The sequence below is a fragment of the Pseudoalteromonas sp. Hal040 genome, from assembly GCF_037162425.1.
GTDB lineage: Bacteria > Pseudomonadota > Gammaproteobacteria > Enterobacterales > Alteromonadaceae > Pseudoalteromonas > Pseudoalteromonas gelatinilytica.
This window is the reverse complement of record NZ_JARLUU010000001.1, coordinates 983,199-997,089: the sequence shown is the minus strand read 5'-3', so window position 1 is coordinate 997,089 and position 13,891 is coordinate 983,199. Positions and strand designations below refer to the sequence as shown.

General features: G+C 40.9%; 10 protein-coding genes and 1 pseudogene. 7 read left to right on the top strand and 4 right to left on the bottom strand.

Features of this window, described 5'->3' with window-relative positions; translation table 11 throughout:
* Position 1: 1 nt before the first annotated feature.
* The 5 genes from P4S60_RS04455 to P4S60_RS04435 all read left to right on the top strand — a co-directional run bounded on the left by P4S60_RS04455 (position 2) and on the right by P4S60_RS04435 (position 4,880).
* Complete coding sequence (locus P4S60_RS04455; RefSeq protein WP_138558837.1) at positions 2-148, top strand: DUF2986 domain-containing protein; 147 nt, start codon at positions 2-4, stop codon at positions 146-148.
* 369 nt (positions 149-517) lie between these two features.
* A complete protein-coding gene (locus tag P4S60_RS04450; protein WP_105181132.1) occupies positions 518-1,069 on the top strand; it encodes a hypothetical protein in 552 nt (183 codons plus the stop codon).
* Entirely contained in the window at positions 1,069-3,936 is a 2,868-nt protein-coding gene (locus P4S60_RS04445; protein WP_337115150.1) for a prolyl oligopeptidase family serine peptidase, read from the top strand. The genes P4S60_RS04450 and P4S60_RS04445 overlap by 1 nt, the downstream gene beginning before the upstream one ends.
* A gap of 85 nt (positions 3,937-4,021) precedes the next feature.
* A complete protein-coding gene (locus P4S60_RS04440) occupies positions 4,022-4,711 on the top strand; it encodes an AraC family transcriptional regulator (protein ID WP_337115149.1) in 690 nt (229 codons plus the stop codon).
* Positions 4,599-4,880 carry an AraC family transcriptional regulator gene (locus P4S60_RS04435; protein WP_337115148.1) on the top strand — a complete coding sequence of 94 codons (282 nt, stop codon included), beginning with the start codon at positions 4,599-4,601 and terminating at the stop codon, positions 4,878-4,880. The genes P4S60_RS04440 and P4S60_RS04435 overlap by 113 nt, the downstream gene beginning before the upstream one ends.
* 315 nt (positions 4,881-5,195) lie before the next feature.
* Here P4S60_RS04435 and P4S60_RS04430 read toward each other — a convergent pair whose 3' ends face one another.
* The gene (locus tag P4S60_RS04430) at positions 5,196-7,328 is read right to left on the bottom strand and encodes a TonB-dependent receptor (protein WP_337115147.1); all 2,133 of its coding nucleotides are present in this window, start codon (positions 7,326-7,328) and stop codon (positions 5,196-5,198) included.
* Positions 7,329-7,432: 104 nt separating this feature from the next.
* On the bottom strand, positions 7,433-8,284 hold the full coding sequence (locus P4S60_RS04425) for a universal stress protein (RefSeq protein ID WP_062565077.1): 852 nt from the start codon (positions 8,282-8,284) through the stop codon (positions 7,433-7,435).
* Positions 8,285-8,551: 267 nt separating this feature from the next.
* Between P4S60_RS04425 and P4S60_RS04420 the strand changes: the two are divergent.
* A pseudogene (locus tag P4S60_RS04420) lies at positions 8,552-9,743 on the top strand (MFS transporter).
* A gap of 39 nt (positions 9,744-9,782) precedes the next feature.
* On the opposite strand, the gene P4S60_RS04415 reads toward P4S60_RS04420, so the two are convergent.
* Both P4S60_RS04415 and P4S60_RS04410 read right to left on the bottom strand, forming a co-directional pair.
* Positions 9,783-9,974, bottom strand: coding sequence for a helix-turn-helix transcriptional regulator (locus P4S60_RS04415; protein ID WP_054551820.1), 192 nt, complete (start codon positions 9,972-9,974; stop codon positions 9,783-9,785).
* Positions 9,971-10,399, bottom strand: coding sequence for a hypothetical protein (locus tag P4S60_RS04410; RefSeq protein ID WP_105174683.1), 429 nt, complete (start codon positions 10,397-10,399; stop codon positions 9,971-9,973). Before P4S60_RS04410 ends, P4S60_RS04415 begins: the two co-directional genes overlap by 4 nt.
* 238 nt (positions 10,400-10,637) lie before the next feature.
* Between P4S60_RS04410 and P4S60_RS04405 the strand changes: the two genes are divergently transcribed.
* The gene (locus P4S60_RS04405) at positions 10,638-13,886 is read left to right on the top strand and encodes an nSTAND1 domain-containing NTPase (RefSeq protein WP_337115146.1); all 3,249 of its coding nucleotides are present in this window, start codon (positions 10,638-10,640) and stop codon (positions 13,884-13,886) included.
* Positions 13,887-13,891 lie beyond the last annotated feature (5 nt).

Sequence of the window (13,891 nt, the reverse complement as noted above, 5' to 3'; positions counted from 1 at the left end):
CATGAACCGCAGAAAAAAGATCTTCACTAAACTTAAGCAAAAAGATAAGCGTGCCAATGCAAAATTGCATAAAAGCAATAAACCGGCCTACATCTCAAAGGCAGATCGCGAAAAATTAGCACAGCAAGAAGCTGAGCAGGAAAATTAAAATACCTAGCGGTCAGCGGTAAGGTTGTAGGCGTCAAGCTTGCTTGGCGCGTCTCAAACGCCACCACAAAACAAACACCCTCGCGCGAAATAAATTTCACGCCTACAACACCTCAATTCACATTTGTATCAGACACGTGATCTGACTCGCTAACTTTACTCTCGTAGCTAGATACTCTGGTTTTTAATCTGACAGCTAAAAGCTGACGGCTCGTCATTTTCTTTTCTTTGTGCAATCGGGTTTCGCACGTAGAAATTTCACGCCTAGCAACTCAGCTCTTTTCACACTCATTCACAAATTGTGCTTCACATAGTTCCGATTTTTAAGTATTTTAAAATTAATAAAATAACAACAATAAGATACAAGGGAATGAGACGTTTATTGCTGCTTAGCTGTGCGCTTTTGTTAAGTGCATGCGCATCTAAAGTTACCAACATAAAAGAAGACCGAGACACACTATCTAAAGCCGATGAAGGCTACCTACTGATTGGCATTGAAACTAACCGCAGTTTAAAAGCCATTTATATTGATGGTCCAAAGTCGCTTGTTCTTACGGCTAAGGACATTCGAAGTGGTAGCAATTATATTTTAGCGAATCTACCATTGGGTGATTACACCATCACACGCTTGAACTTAAGTCATTACTCATTTCTCAAATTTGATAACGATGAAGAAAGTTGGCAATTCACACTTGCCCCTAACAAAGTTAATTATGTTGGCCATTTAGACATAACAACTGTAGGTTACTGGAACACACGCTCTCATATTGTTTTAGAAAACCGTAGTTCTGAAGCACTGCAATACATGGAACAAAACTTCCCAACGATTTTGTCTGGTCGCTCGCTAAATTATGGCGGCCCTGGGGAAGACTCATTCTTTGATTATTTGGAACAAACATTTTCGCAGCAGGAAGCAAAATAATGAAAAAGCTACTTATCTTATTATTTTTTATTTTTCCCTTGCATGCTGAAATGTTATCGAGTGAAGACCTAATGTATTCGCCCGATCAAAGCCAAGTGAAGGTTTCGCCCAGTGGCCGTTGGATCAGCTTTTTAGAAGCGCAAGAAGATAAAACCAAAACTCTCAATATCATCGATATGGATTCGATGAAAATGTACTATATCGTCAAACTCGACGAGGATAATGATTTTTATAATTATCAATGGTTAACAGATGATGATATTTTTATCAGTGTAAAAAGTCGCGATAGTGACGATTTTGAAGTCGTCGTGAATGTTATTGAAGGCGAAAAAAAACCAAAAATTGAACAGCATAGAGTTAAAGCAAAAGGCTACATTGTAGATAGATTACTCAGTGATCCTGAACATATCTTATTTGCTAAACCAGATAAGAAAAACACACTGCTTTATCAAGTGCCCTTAAAAGCCTTATACAGTGATGATTACAGCACTTATACTCCCATCGAGAAAGGTTTAAAAGGTGCCTTTAGCTACTTCTTTGACGAGCACAAACAACAGCTTTTTACTGCGAAATTTGATGAAGACGAAAAGAGTTTACAGTTCTTCTATAAGGTTATTGGTGCTAATAAGTGGATCCCGATTTTTACTCTCACTGACGCAGATTATCAGTTTTTTCCAATTGGATTTACTGACCAAGATCACCTTGCCGTCATTACCAACAAAAATACCGATAAGAGCCAGGTGAGCCTTTTTAATATTAACACGCAAGAAATCACCGACACACTTTATCAACATCCAAAATATGACATTCAGTCCGCCGAACTTGATGATAATGGCAATCTTATTGCCGCCTCGTATATCAAGCATGGTAAATATACTACCGATTATTTTATTGACGCCTACGAGCAATTGCATAGCAAAGTTGCGGAAGCTTTAGGAGACGAACAGTTTTTTTGGGTTGATAGCTCTATCGATGGTAAAACACAAATTTTATTTAGTCACTCAGCCACAGTGCCTGGCAAATACTATTTATACCAATCAGAAACAAATCACATAGAGTTACTGTTTTCTGTCGCCAAAAATAAAGACGCAACGTACGCTAAAACAACGTTTTTTAACTTTAAAGCCTACGATGGAACTAGTCTTGAAGGTTACTTAACCAAACCTATTAACAACGATAAGCAGGTATTATTAGTGATGCCACATGGTGGCCCAATAGGTATTCGTGAAAGTGATGAGTTTAGCCCTGAAGTGCAATACCTTGCCTCTCGAGGCTTTACTATTTTACGTGTTAATTTCAGAGGCTCAGCAGGGTTTGGTAAAGAATTTTTAGAAAGCGGTGTTGGTCAATTTGGTAACCTTATCGAACAAGACATTTCTGCCGCAGTGGCTCATATTCGTTCACAATATAGCTTTAAACATACCTGCTCTATTGGCGCAAGCTATGGTGGTTATTCTGCGGTGATGCTGGCAATTAAACACCCTGATATTTATGAATGCGTGATTGCAAGTTTTGGTATTTATGACTTACCTCTACTTTATAACGCAAGTAATATCGCTTTAACTAAAGATTATCAAGAGCTTATAGAGCGCACGGTTGGTGAATATAGCCAAGATTTAAAAGATATTTCCCCCGTCTATCAGGCTACATCTCTAAAAGCCCCTGTTCTTATTATTGCTGGTAAACAAGATGAAATATCGGGCTTTGAGCAAAGTAATCGCTTGTACTATGTTTTAAAGCGTTTAGGTCATGATGTTGAAAAAGCGTTTTTCGAGCGCTCTGGGCATGGCCATCAGATTTGGTATTACGATCAAATAGAAGCAGCTTTAGCTAACGACTTTCTTGAAAGAAAACTTAATCTAAACAGTACATTGACTAATTATACTGAATCAGAAAAGAAAGCGGTTCAACGTGATGCCATATTGTTAGCAGATACTTTTGACAGTAAAACAATAGAAACTGATCGTAAAAAAGAAAGCTTTGACTACTACCAATTAGCTGCCAACTTAGATCATGACCGAGCAATGTTTAATGTCGGTAGTTATTATCATCGTGGTGATAATAGACCAATCGATATTAAAAAAGCTATTGAGTATTACACTCGAGCGGCAGAATTAGGCTATAAGCAAGCGCTGGAGCGTTTAGGCTATATATACTCTGTGAGTAAGCTAGTTAAACCGGATTATCATAAAGCAAAAGAGTTCTTTCAAACAGCCTTTGATAAAGAACATAGTATTGATAATGCATTTAACTTAGCCTCTATCTATTGTATCGCTGATAATGAAATCAGAGATGTAGATAAGTGTTTATCTATGCTTAATAGCTATGCAAATAAAGTTGATAATGAATCTCGCCAACATGTTCGAGAACAAATATCAATCATTATGCAAGAAGGAAACTACTCCGAGAATGAGCTAAAAGGTCTTCACAGTGTCTTAGCTAAGCTTTATGGCTTGAATTACCCGAATGCTATTTTGGAGTTAGAACGCAAAGGCTTATTTAAACTAGTACTTTCCGATAAGTTTAACGGTGAACCTGAAATAGAACAGCTATCAAAGCAATTAGATTTCATCTATAAACTCGATGATGAACAACGCTTTGGCATAGAGTTTTACATGAATCGTGATGGCCTCGATACTCGTAGAGATCGACTTGTTGTGTTTACCAAATGGCACTTCACTCCTGACGATAAAGCGCTCACTGATTTTGTTTACTATCAGACTCTGTGGGGCGACCCAATTACCGAATGGTCTACCTACCGCACTTTAGATGAAACATCGACGCCAGGTACGTGGACATTAAATGTAATGGGCGCAAACCAACAATTGCTCTATCAAAACACCTTTAAAGTGACTGCTATCAACTAAACTCAAAATGCGCAATTTCAATCAGGTAACGACTTAGGGGCCATGGCAAACTGGCCCCACTTCTGAAAAGCATTAACGAGTAACCATGAAAACGAAGCAACAACAACGCATTGAGCTGGTCTGTGACTACATTAGCCAGCATCTTGATGAACCTTTATCACTGGAGATACTCAGTGAGGTGGCATGTTGTTCGAAATATCATTTTCATCGTTTATTTGTCGCTGGAGTTGGCCTAAGCGTTACCAAATATGCGCAGCTTGCGCGTTTAAAGCGTGCCTCATTTCGACTTGCATTTGAGCATCAGCTTAAAATTATTGATGTTGCATTAGAAGCGCAATTTGATAGCCCAGAAGCATTTAGCCGTGCTTTTAAACGCACCTTTACGCAATCGCCAAGCGAATTCAGAAGCAAACCAAACTGGCCTAATTGGCACTCACAGTTTGAATTTTCATTACCTGACAAAAAGGTTTGCCCTATGAATGTAAACATTGTTGATTTTAAAGCACAGCCAGTAGCTTTATTAACCCACCACGGCGCTGCAAATACCCTGATGAATACCGCTGCACAATTTATTGAGTGGCGCAAAGAATCAGGCTTTTCACCTGTTAAAACCAGTAACACGTATGGGATCCCGTATAGCGATCCGGCCACCACTGAAGACCATGCGTTTCGTTTTGACTTTGCAGGCAGTATCACCTCACCGATTACTGAAAACCCGCAAGGTGTGCGAAATGGTGAAATTCCAGCAGGACAGCTGCGCCGTAGTTCGTCATAATGGCTCTCATGACACCATTAGCGATACAGTTTACTACTTATACCGTGAATGGCTGGTGCAAAGCGGCGAAGAAGTCCGAGACTTCCCTTGCTTCTTTCATTACCTCAACCTCATCCATGAAGTTGATGAATGTGACCTGCAAACGGATATATATTTGCCGATAAAATGATTGCGAGGTTCGAGGTTCGAGGTTCGAGGTTCGAGGTTCGAGGTTCGAGGTTCGAGGTTCGAGGTTCGAGGTTCGAGGTTCGAGACAAAGATTGTAGGCGTGATTTTACATCGCGCAATATAAAAAGATAACGCGCGAAATAAATTTCACGCCTACGACAGCTCATTTCACATTTGTATCGGACACGTGACCTGACTCGCTAACTTTACTCTCGTAACTAGAAACTCTGGTTTTAATCTGAAAGCTGACAGCTCTCTTTACTCTTTCCCTTAGCAACTTGCTAACTTTACTCTAGCAACTCGCTAACTCCCTTCCCTAAAACCTATAACTCACACTGGCATTATACGAGCGGCCTTGTCCGGCAAGTTGCTCAAAACCATTGCTCATATCTTGCTTGTAATTAGCAATGCTTACACCGCCAAGTGGCTGTTGGTAATATTCATCAAGTAAGTTGGTAATTGCTAACTTAAAGGTTAAATTTTGCCACGTTTTCTGGCTTGAGATAGCCAATAGCTGATAACTGTCGGTTTGGTTTTCTAAACGGCGCTCATCAACATGGGTTTTACTATCAACCCATTGCCAGCTCAGTGCGTTTTGCCAGCCTTTGTATTCGTGCTCTAGGCTCAGCTCAGTGTGCAGTGGCATAATTTGATATAAGTCTTCATTGCTATCATCACGTTCGCCATTTGTACTGGTTAGTGAGCCTTTTAGCTGCCACTTTCCTGCTTGCTTTGTGTTGTAAAGCTCTACCAAGCCCGCCAGTTTTGCACCGTAAAGTGTCGCATCTAGGTTCGTAAAAGTAAGAATATTACGCTTGGTATGCGCCATGTCAGTGCGATTAAAGCTCTTAGTCACTTCAGCATCAATATAATCATTTACTTGCGTGTACCAAACATTTGCCGTTACTTGCCAGCTATCGTCTTTGGCAAGTTTGGTGTAGCTAGAGCTCAACGTATGAGCTGTTTCTGCTTCTAAATCTGGGTTACCAATATAACCATTACCATCGCCAAACCAACCAATCATGGTGGTTGCCATCGTACCTACACCCCAGCTATAGCGCTCATATAAATTAGGTGCACGGTTTTTACGAGCTAAACCAAATTGCAGCTCATCGTTGTTCGATAATTGATAGCGAGCAAGTAAACTAATATCAACTAAGGTGTCGTCACGTTTACGGTCTAATTGGTTAAATTCCATCGCAGCTTGAGCGTCGGTTTTTGACATATCCATCATTGAGCCCATATTAGCCATACCGCTCATGCCACCTTCGTTATAAGCCTGCACTTCGCCAGTATCTGTGGTGACTTGCTCAACTCGAACACCTGCCGACACCCACCATGCTTGGTTTACTTGGTTTTGGTACTCAGCAAATGCAGCAAGGCGGTCACGTTTGCCATCGTTAATGTTTACGTATTCATTTGGGCCCATCATCATTGACCCTGCAACCGCCGGCCACCAATCATCAATTCGATAACCGTAATATTCTTGCCCTAGCATTAATGATGACTGTTTTGATAAATCAGTGCGCCAATAAACTTGATAACTGTAATCTTGTGCATCGGTATTCATTGGCATCATGCCGGTTTTCTCATTACTGAAAAAACCCATTTCGTGTTTTACATCATGCGCATTCACTTGCACCTGCAAATCACCATTTTCAAGCTCACGTTGATATTGAGCAACGAAACCATAGCTGGTGTTATCGGTCATATCCATGTATTGATTTGCAAAGCCTTGGTAAGGAATTTTTTGATGCGTCAGCTTAACTACAAGCTGTTGTTTCTCATCACGAATAGCGCCCGTTAAAGCATGATTTTGCACTCGATATAAGGTATCAAGTACACGCTCACCATGCCCATCATCATAGCTGTTAGCATCTTCAAAGCTGCCTTGGTAAGACAAGCTAAACTGTTTGCTCGCAAGGCTGGCACCTAGCGCGTATGCTTGGCTATCGTTAACGCTTTTGTACTGGGCGGTAACATAGCCTGCGCGCCAGTTCACTGAGTCTGAATCACTAAATTCAGGGGCAATCGTATTAACTCTAATAACGCCGGCAATATTATCACCGCCACTGCTTACCGGTGATACACCAGCAACAACACTGTAAGAGGCAATTTGGTTTGCCGACACATAAGAGAGTGGCGGGTTCATTTGGTTAGCACACGCTGCTGTAACATCAGCACCATCGACTAAAACTTTAACTCTATCGCCCATCATGCCGTTCATCACCGGCAAGTTAGACACCCCTCCGGCCGCTGAAAAATCAACACCTAAATCTTTCAGTAACGCGTCTGCTGAGCCAACTAATTGATGGTTATTTTGGGCATGACCTTGTACTTCTATCACTTCAATAGAATCATCAGCAAAGGCCGAAATACTTAAAACACAGCTAAGTGCTGCAGCAATTTTAGAAAATAAAAAACCAGGGCGAGAAGATTGCGTGTTCATAACTCTTTTAAAATCAAAGCAAATAATTAATGACGCCGATTATAAAACTCATTAATTAGTCTGAACACGTGACATATTGTCGCACCCTGTCACAGGTGAATAACTTAGCGCAGCACCACTAAAGGAATACGGCTATCTTCAAGCATTTTTAAGGTCGTGCTGCCTAAAAAGAACTGCCGCCATTTAGAGTGACCAAATGCGCCCATCACCATTAAGTCAACGGCGTGGTCACTTTTATATCGCCACAGCGCTTGGTAAACATCGCCATCGAGCATGCGCGCTCTCACATTAAAGCCGTTTTCAGCCAGCCTTGCTGAGGCAGTATCAAGTTTGTCTTGGCAGTGACCGTCTTGTTTGTCAACCATCACCAAGTGGCAATCTAAGCCGGATAAAATCCCGCCATTGATAATTTGTGTAATCGCTTTGTCGGTACTTTCGCTGCCATCATAAGCCAGCATAAAATTTGTAGGCTCATGAAATTGCGGCGGCACAATCGCAACCGGGGTATGCACCTGACGGATCAGCGTTTCAATATGCGAGCCCAGTACTTTAAAATCATCGTAATGGCCTTTACCAGAGCGGCCAATAATCATCACACGGGCATTGTCTTCATGTTCAAGTAAGGCATCAACAAGACTCATTGAAAGCTGCTGTTGCTCAATCTCGGTTAGGCCTGCATGCTCGGCTTTTTTCATTGCTTCATCTAGCAATAATTGACCGTGCTGCGACGCTACTTTGTTGCGCTCTTGTTCAAGTTTTGCCAATTGCTCTAACAATGAGGTTTGCGAACCTAAACCAATAATTGCAGTTAAATCATCACTGCCCTGCGGCAAAGGTGGCTCTAAAGCATGCAGAAAATTAATTGGATGGCTGGAGCGCTTAGAAATCCAAATAGCCGCTTCTGTCACCGCATCGGTCATGCATGAACCGTCGATACAAGCAAATATCTTTTTCATTACACTCTCCTTTAAACCAATTTAATTAACCAAGTATAGTTGGCTTTTTCTCTGTATTTATTTTGAACAGCAAAGACTTAAGAAGTTCAGGTTATTTTCTTATAGCAAACAAATATAGAACGTTCCAAAAAGTACTGTATCAACCCCATTAATTTGTATTACAATAGATCTGGGCACACATCTCTACTCCAGAACAAAGTATTTGTTGCTGGCACTTTCAATTATCAAAAATCTATTTTGTTTTTAAATTTATTTTAAAGGAATTACATGACTAACGTAGCCAACTCCCAAGGCAACGCAAGCACGTTTACCATTCTGATAGTATTAGCTTTAGGCACATTCATTTTAGGCCTATCAGAATTTTCTATGATGCCAATGTTGCCCCTGATCAGCGAAACATTTTCGTCTACGCCAGCGCAAAGTGGTTATGCCATTAGTGCTTACGCGATAGGCGTAGTCGTCGGTGCACCGCTATTTATGATCACAACCGCCAACATGCGTAAGCGCAATGCCCTGTTGATGTTTGTCAGTATGATGTTTTTATTCAATGGTTTAAGTGCTTTTGCAAACTCGCTTGAACAACTTATTTTATTTCGCTTTTTAAGTGGTTTACCACACGGTGCCTACTTTGCCGCTGCTATTTTATTGGCAGCCGACATTGCCCCTGCCGATAAACGCGCAAGCTTTATGTCAAAAGTATTTATGGGTTTAACCATTGCTACTATCGTTGGTGTGCCCATGGTCACCCTAGTGGGTCAAAACTTTAGCTGGCGTTATTGTTTAGCAGGTACCGCTGTACTTGCATTAGTTGCCTTGGTATTGATAGTGAAATACGTACCTAACGTAAAAAATACCGCGCCAACATCGATTCTCGATGAGCTAAGTGTATTAAAGAACAAGCTCGTATGGACTATTCTGGGTATCATCATTATTGGTTTTGCTGGTGTATTTTGTGTTTACACTTACATTGCCGACACTATTTTAGAAGTCACCCATACCCCTGCTTACACTATCTCTATTGCTATGATCATGTTTGGTATTGGCTGTACTTTAGGTAACTACGTATTAGGTAAAGCCGCCGACCACTCACCGCTGAAAACCACAGGCGCAGCTGCTGATTGGCGCGGTGGTATTTGCAGCCAGTTATGTAAGCGCAAGCCATAATATTTGGCTGTTATACGCGGTGATTTTCTTTATTGGTTTTAGTGTTGGTTTAGGTACCGTGATCCAATCGCTGTTAATGGATGTATCACCACAAGGGCATGCCATGATTGGTGCGCTAGTACAGTGTGCGTTTAATACAGCCAATGCGATTGGCCCTTGGCTTGGCGGCATGGCTATTGCCGAAGGTGCACTCCCTAGTCAAACAGGCTATGTTTCGGCGGCACTATTCTTAGGTGGTTTTTTAATGTGGTCGTTAAGTGCGATGCAGATGAAAAGACAAAGCTGTAAGCCTTAAGCTCTCAGTCTGATCGCTGAAGGCTGAAGGCTATCAGACTTACTCATCCTGAAATATCTCTTCGATACTCAGGTTAAATAAACGCGCGGCTTTAAATGCTAGTGGCAAACTTGGGTCAAATTTACCTTTTTCTATCGCATTAATAGTTTGCCTAGACACATCCAAAAGCTCTGCGAGTTTCGCTTGGGTGTAGTTGTGCTCAGCACGAAGCACTTTCAAGCGGTTTTTCATTCTTCGCCCTCGTCGTTTAACTGCTTATTCATCATTAAAAGACTCACTAAATAGGTTAAGCCCATAAAGAGCACGAGGTGTGAAATATCTTCTTTAAAGCTTATTAAACCGCTTGATTGCACCACCGAATAAGCCAAACCAAATACTAAGCTTGCACCCAAGGTAATGGCCATTGCATTAAGGTGCATACGCTGCTGCAGCTCATCCATTCCTTGTAGTTGTCGTTTGTTAGATAAAATCATCATGATACCAACTACTACATTAATTAAGATTGCTACAACACTAAAAACAGCCTGCTCTTGCCATAAAAAATGCGGCCCAAATGAGGCAATTGCTAAAGTAATCACCCATGCTGATGTCCATTTCGCGAGGTTTAGCGTGTTCTGCTTATTACGTTGTTTAAAGGTTAATCCTGTTTGATTCATTATTCTCACCTTAAAAGTAAAGTAAACTTGACTAAAGATTAACCTAGCAACACAAAAAGTCAAACAAACTTTACAAAAAGTTTTATATACACGACATCAATATGATTTTCTAATGTCAGAAAAGGCAAGGCGCTTGCTGTTAATCTCATAATATTGTATTAATCAAAGAATTCCGTAATCTAATATAAAATCGGTCCAATCGGACTGCGTTTCTAACAATAAAAATGAAGATAACACTATGAATACGGCACTGTTTTTCGTTGGCGAATGGCAAGTTACTCCGGCTACTAATTCAATCAGACGCGGTGAACAAACAAAGCATCTTGAACCCAAGGCGATGGATGTATTACTGCTGCTATGCGAAAAACAAGGTAAGCTACTAACAAGTGAAGAAATTATCAGCCATTGCTGGCCAAATGTAGCGCTGGGTGACAACCCTCTACATAAAGTGATCACCCAATTACGTAAAGCCTTTGACGATAAAGCAAGTGATCCGCATTACATAGAAACCATTCGTAAACGCGGTTATCGGGTTATTGCCGAAATCAACTTTCCACTCAACGAAGAACAAAAAGCCAGCCAAACCAGTTGGCAAGGTGATTCGCCCTTTGTTGGCTTAAGTGCGTTTGCACCTGAGCAAGCCGATGTGTTTTTTGGTCGTAACAAACAAATTGCTACCTTGTTACAGCGGGTATCGGCTCAAATAGAGTTTGGTCGCGCATTTTGCTTAATTTTGGGCGCCAGTGGTTCAGGTAAATCGTCGTTAGTTAACGCAGGTGTATTGCCCGCTTTAATGTCGAGTAATGGCTACGATGGCATTAGAGTACACAGTTACTGCCAACTCGACTTTGCCGATGTCAGCAAAGAGCGCTTACTGCTTGATTTAGCCTCAACCTTGCTCGATTTAGAAATAAACGACGCACCTGTACTCAGCGATATAAGCGCCGATGCGTTGGCTGAATTGTTATTAAAAGACCCAGAACAGGTTATTTCTCGCTGTAAAGCAGCACTTGCAGCGCTAAATAAAGAGCGCACTACGCCCTATTTATTTTTATTTATCGACAGGCTCGAAGTGCTATTGTCATCGCCGCTATTTAGCGATGACGAGCGCAACCAGCTGTTAGCACTTATTGAGCGCTTAGCAACAAGTGGCTGCATGATCATTTTTAGTGCCTGTCGGAATGACTTTTACCCGCAAGTAGTGAGTCAACCAAGTTTAATGGCGGGCAAAGCCAATGGCGCACATTTTGACTTATTAGCGCCAACTCGCTCTGAGCTTAAGCAAATGATCCGTTTGCCAGCACTTGCAGCAGGCTTAAGTTGGCAACATCACCCAGAGCATCACACACCGCTTGATGAACAACTTTGTAACGACACTGCCAATAACCCAGATGCATTGCCAATGCTGCAATACACCTTGCAGCAGCTTTACTTGCAGCGCAGCCCAGACAACGAATTATTGTTTTCTGAATACCAAGCGCTTGGCACCATCGAAGGAGCCATCGGCCAAAAAGCCGAACAGGTATTTTGCCAATTACCCAAAGACCAACAAACTGAACTTGCCGCAGTCCTTTCTAAGCTGATCACTTTAAACCCAGATGGCGAAACGCTCACCAGCCGTGCAGCACGTTGGAGCGAATTAACCAGCCCTGCTGCGACCAAGCTTGTTCAGGCTATGGTCGATAGCCGCTTGTTTGTGTCGCACCTTAAAAATGAGCAAGCCTGCTTTAGCCTTGCCCACGAAGCGCTGCTGCGTCATTGGCAACGCGCCATAGATTGGGTGCAAGAACACCAACAAAGCTTAGCAATTCAAAGCCGTGTGCAACTAGCCACCGAGCGCTGGCTGCTTGAACACAAACACAGCGACTTTCTACTAGCCCAAGGCAAACCGCTGCAAGAAGCACAAAGCCTAGTTAAAAACCCTATGTTTAGCGTATCGAGCGACGAACAAGCGTTAATTAAAGCTTCTAACAATAAAGCCAAACGTAAAAAACGCATGTTACAAATAACGGCGGCTGCACTTGTTTGCTTAACCTTTATTGCCACATTTATGAGCGTGCGTAGCTACCATGCAGAGCAAGTAGCAAAACAAAAACGCCAAGAAGCTGAAAGTTTATTGGGCTTTATGGTTGGTGAATTTGCCGACAAACTCAGAAGCGTTAAGCGCATGGATTTACTGGATGGTATTAGCAACAAAGCCCTTGAATATTTTTCCAATCAAGACGAAGAAGCGGCCTCGTTGTTTGACTTTAGCGATAAACAAGACCAGTTTAATAACCGTTTTCAATACGCTCAAACCTTAGAGGCCATGGGCGAAGTAGCGTATTCGCGCGGCAAAACCGACGAGGCCTTCACCGCCTTTGAAAATGCGCGAACGCGCCTAGAATCTTTACTAAAAATTCAACCCAACAACCTTGATTTACTAATGCTCGCAGGGGCCAATGCTTTTTGGCTTGGTAATTTAACTTATGAGCAAAGTAATTATTTAGCGACTGAGCCAATGTTCAAACGTTACTTGGCTTACAGTGAAAAAATGTATCAGCTTGCCCCTAATGACTTTAATTCAATTATGGAGCTATCTTACTCACACAATTCACTTGGCTCGCTGTATTTAAAACAGTTTAATTACGCACTTGCAAAACAAAGCTTTACTGAGTCTTTAAAACTTAAAAACCAAGCCCTTGAGCTTAAACCTAATAACAAAAATTTATTACGCGATAAAACAGACACCATTAGCTGGATTGCAAGCACAGAAGAAAGGCTAGGAAATTTAAGCGAAGCATTGACCATGCTTGAGCAAGCTATTAATCAATTAGATTCTGTCCTAAAAATAAGACCTGATGATGCCAGTCTTCTTAGCGACATTTTTAATATTTATATGCAACAAAGCTACCTTTTAAGTTACTTTCCAGATAAACAAGATGCTTATAGAAAAGTAGAAAAAGCATTGTTTGCAATAAACAAAGCACGTTTACAAGATCCTGAAAATGAAAATTTCAAACGCAAATATTACAGGGCTCTTTCATTTCAATTAATGTTATCAAAAGAAAGTAAAACAAATATCGATGAAATAGTTAACTACACTGATAGCAATGGCTTTGAAAAATCTCAAATTATTGAAATCCAATTAAATATCATAAATTACTTAATAAACGTAAAAAACTTCTCCCTAGCAGAGAACCTCTTACTAAAACTTGAGAATAATACTGACTATAGGGAAAGAGAAAGTAATAAAGAAAAAATAGAAAGTAACATTGATTTTATAAAAGTAAGTTTAATAAAAGCAAAACTATCAAAAGATAAACTAGTTAAAAGTTCTATTTGCCGAGATATCATTACTTCAATAAATGAAAAACACTACCGCAGTAAAAGCATAAGAATAACTCACCCCCTTATACAAGCTTACACATGTTTGAATAAGGAAAGTGAAGTCAACACAATTAAAAGTAAACTAATAGAGTTAGGTATTACTAACTTTGATCTATAAAAAAC

Coding starts and splice junctions, on each gene's coding strand:
- P4S60_RS04430 (WP_337115147.1), bottom strand. CDS start 7,328: ATGAACACGCAATCTTCTCGCCCTGGTTTTTTATTTTCTAAAATTGCT.
- P4S60_RS04440 (WP_337115149.1), top strand. CDS start 4,022: ATGAAAACGAAGCAACAACAACGCATTGAGCTGGTCTGTGACTACATT.
- P4S60_RS04450 (WP_105181132.1), top strand. CDS start 518: ATGAGACGTTTATTGCTGCTTAGCTGTGCGCTTTTGTTAAGTGCATGC.
- P4S60_RS04410 (WP_105174683.1), bottom strand. CDS start 10,399: ATGAATCAAACAGGATTAACCTTTAAACAACGTAATAAGCAGAACACG.
- P4S60_RS04405 (WP_337115146.1), top strand. CDS start 10,638: ATGAATACGGCACTGTTTTTCGTTGGCGAATGGCAAGTTACTCCGGCT.
- P4S60_RS04415 (WP_054551820.1), bottom strand. CDS start 9,974: ATGAAAAACCGCTTGAAAGTGCTTCGTGCTGAGCACAACTACACCCAA.
- P4S60_RS04425 (WP_062565077.1), bottom strand. CDS start 8,284: ATGAAAAAGATATTTGCTTGTATCGACGGTTCATGCATGACCGATGCG.
- P4S60_RS04455 (WP_138558837.1), top strand. CDS start 2: ATGAACCGCAGAAAAAAGATCTTCACTAAACTTAAGCAAAAAGATAAG.
- P4S60_RS04445 (WP_337115150.1), top strand. CDS start 1,069: ATGAAAAAGCTACTTATCTTATTATTTTTTATTTTTCCCTTGCATGCT.
- P4S60_RS04435 (WP_337115148.1), top strand. CDS start 4,599: ATGCGTTTCGTTTTGACTTTGCAGGCAGTATCACCTCACCGATTACTG.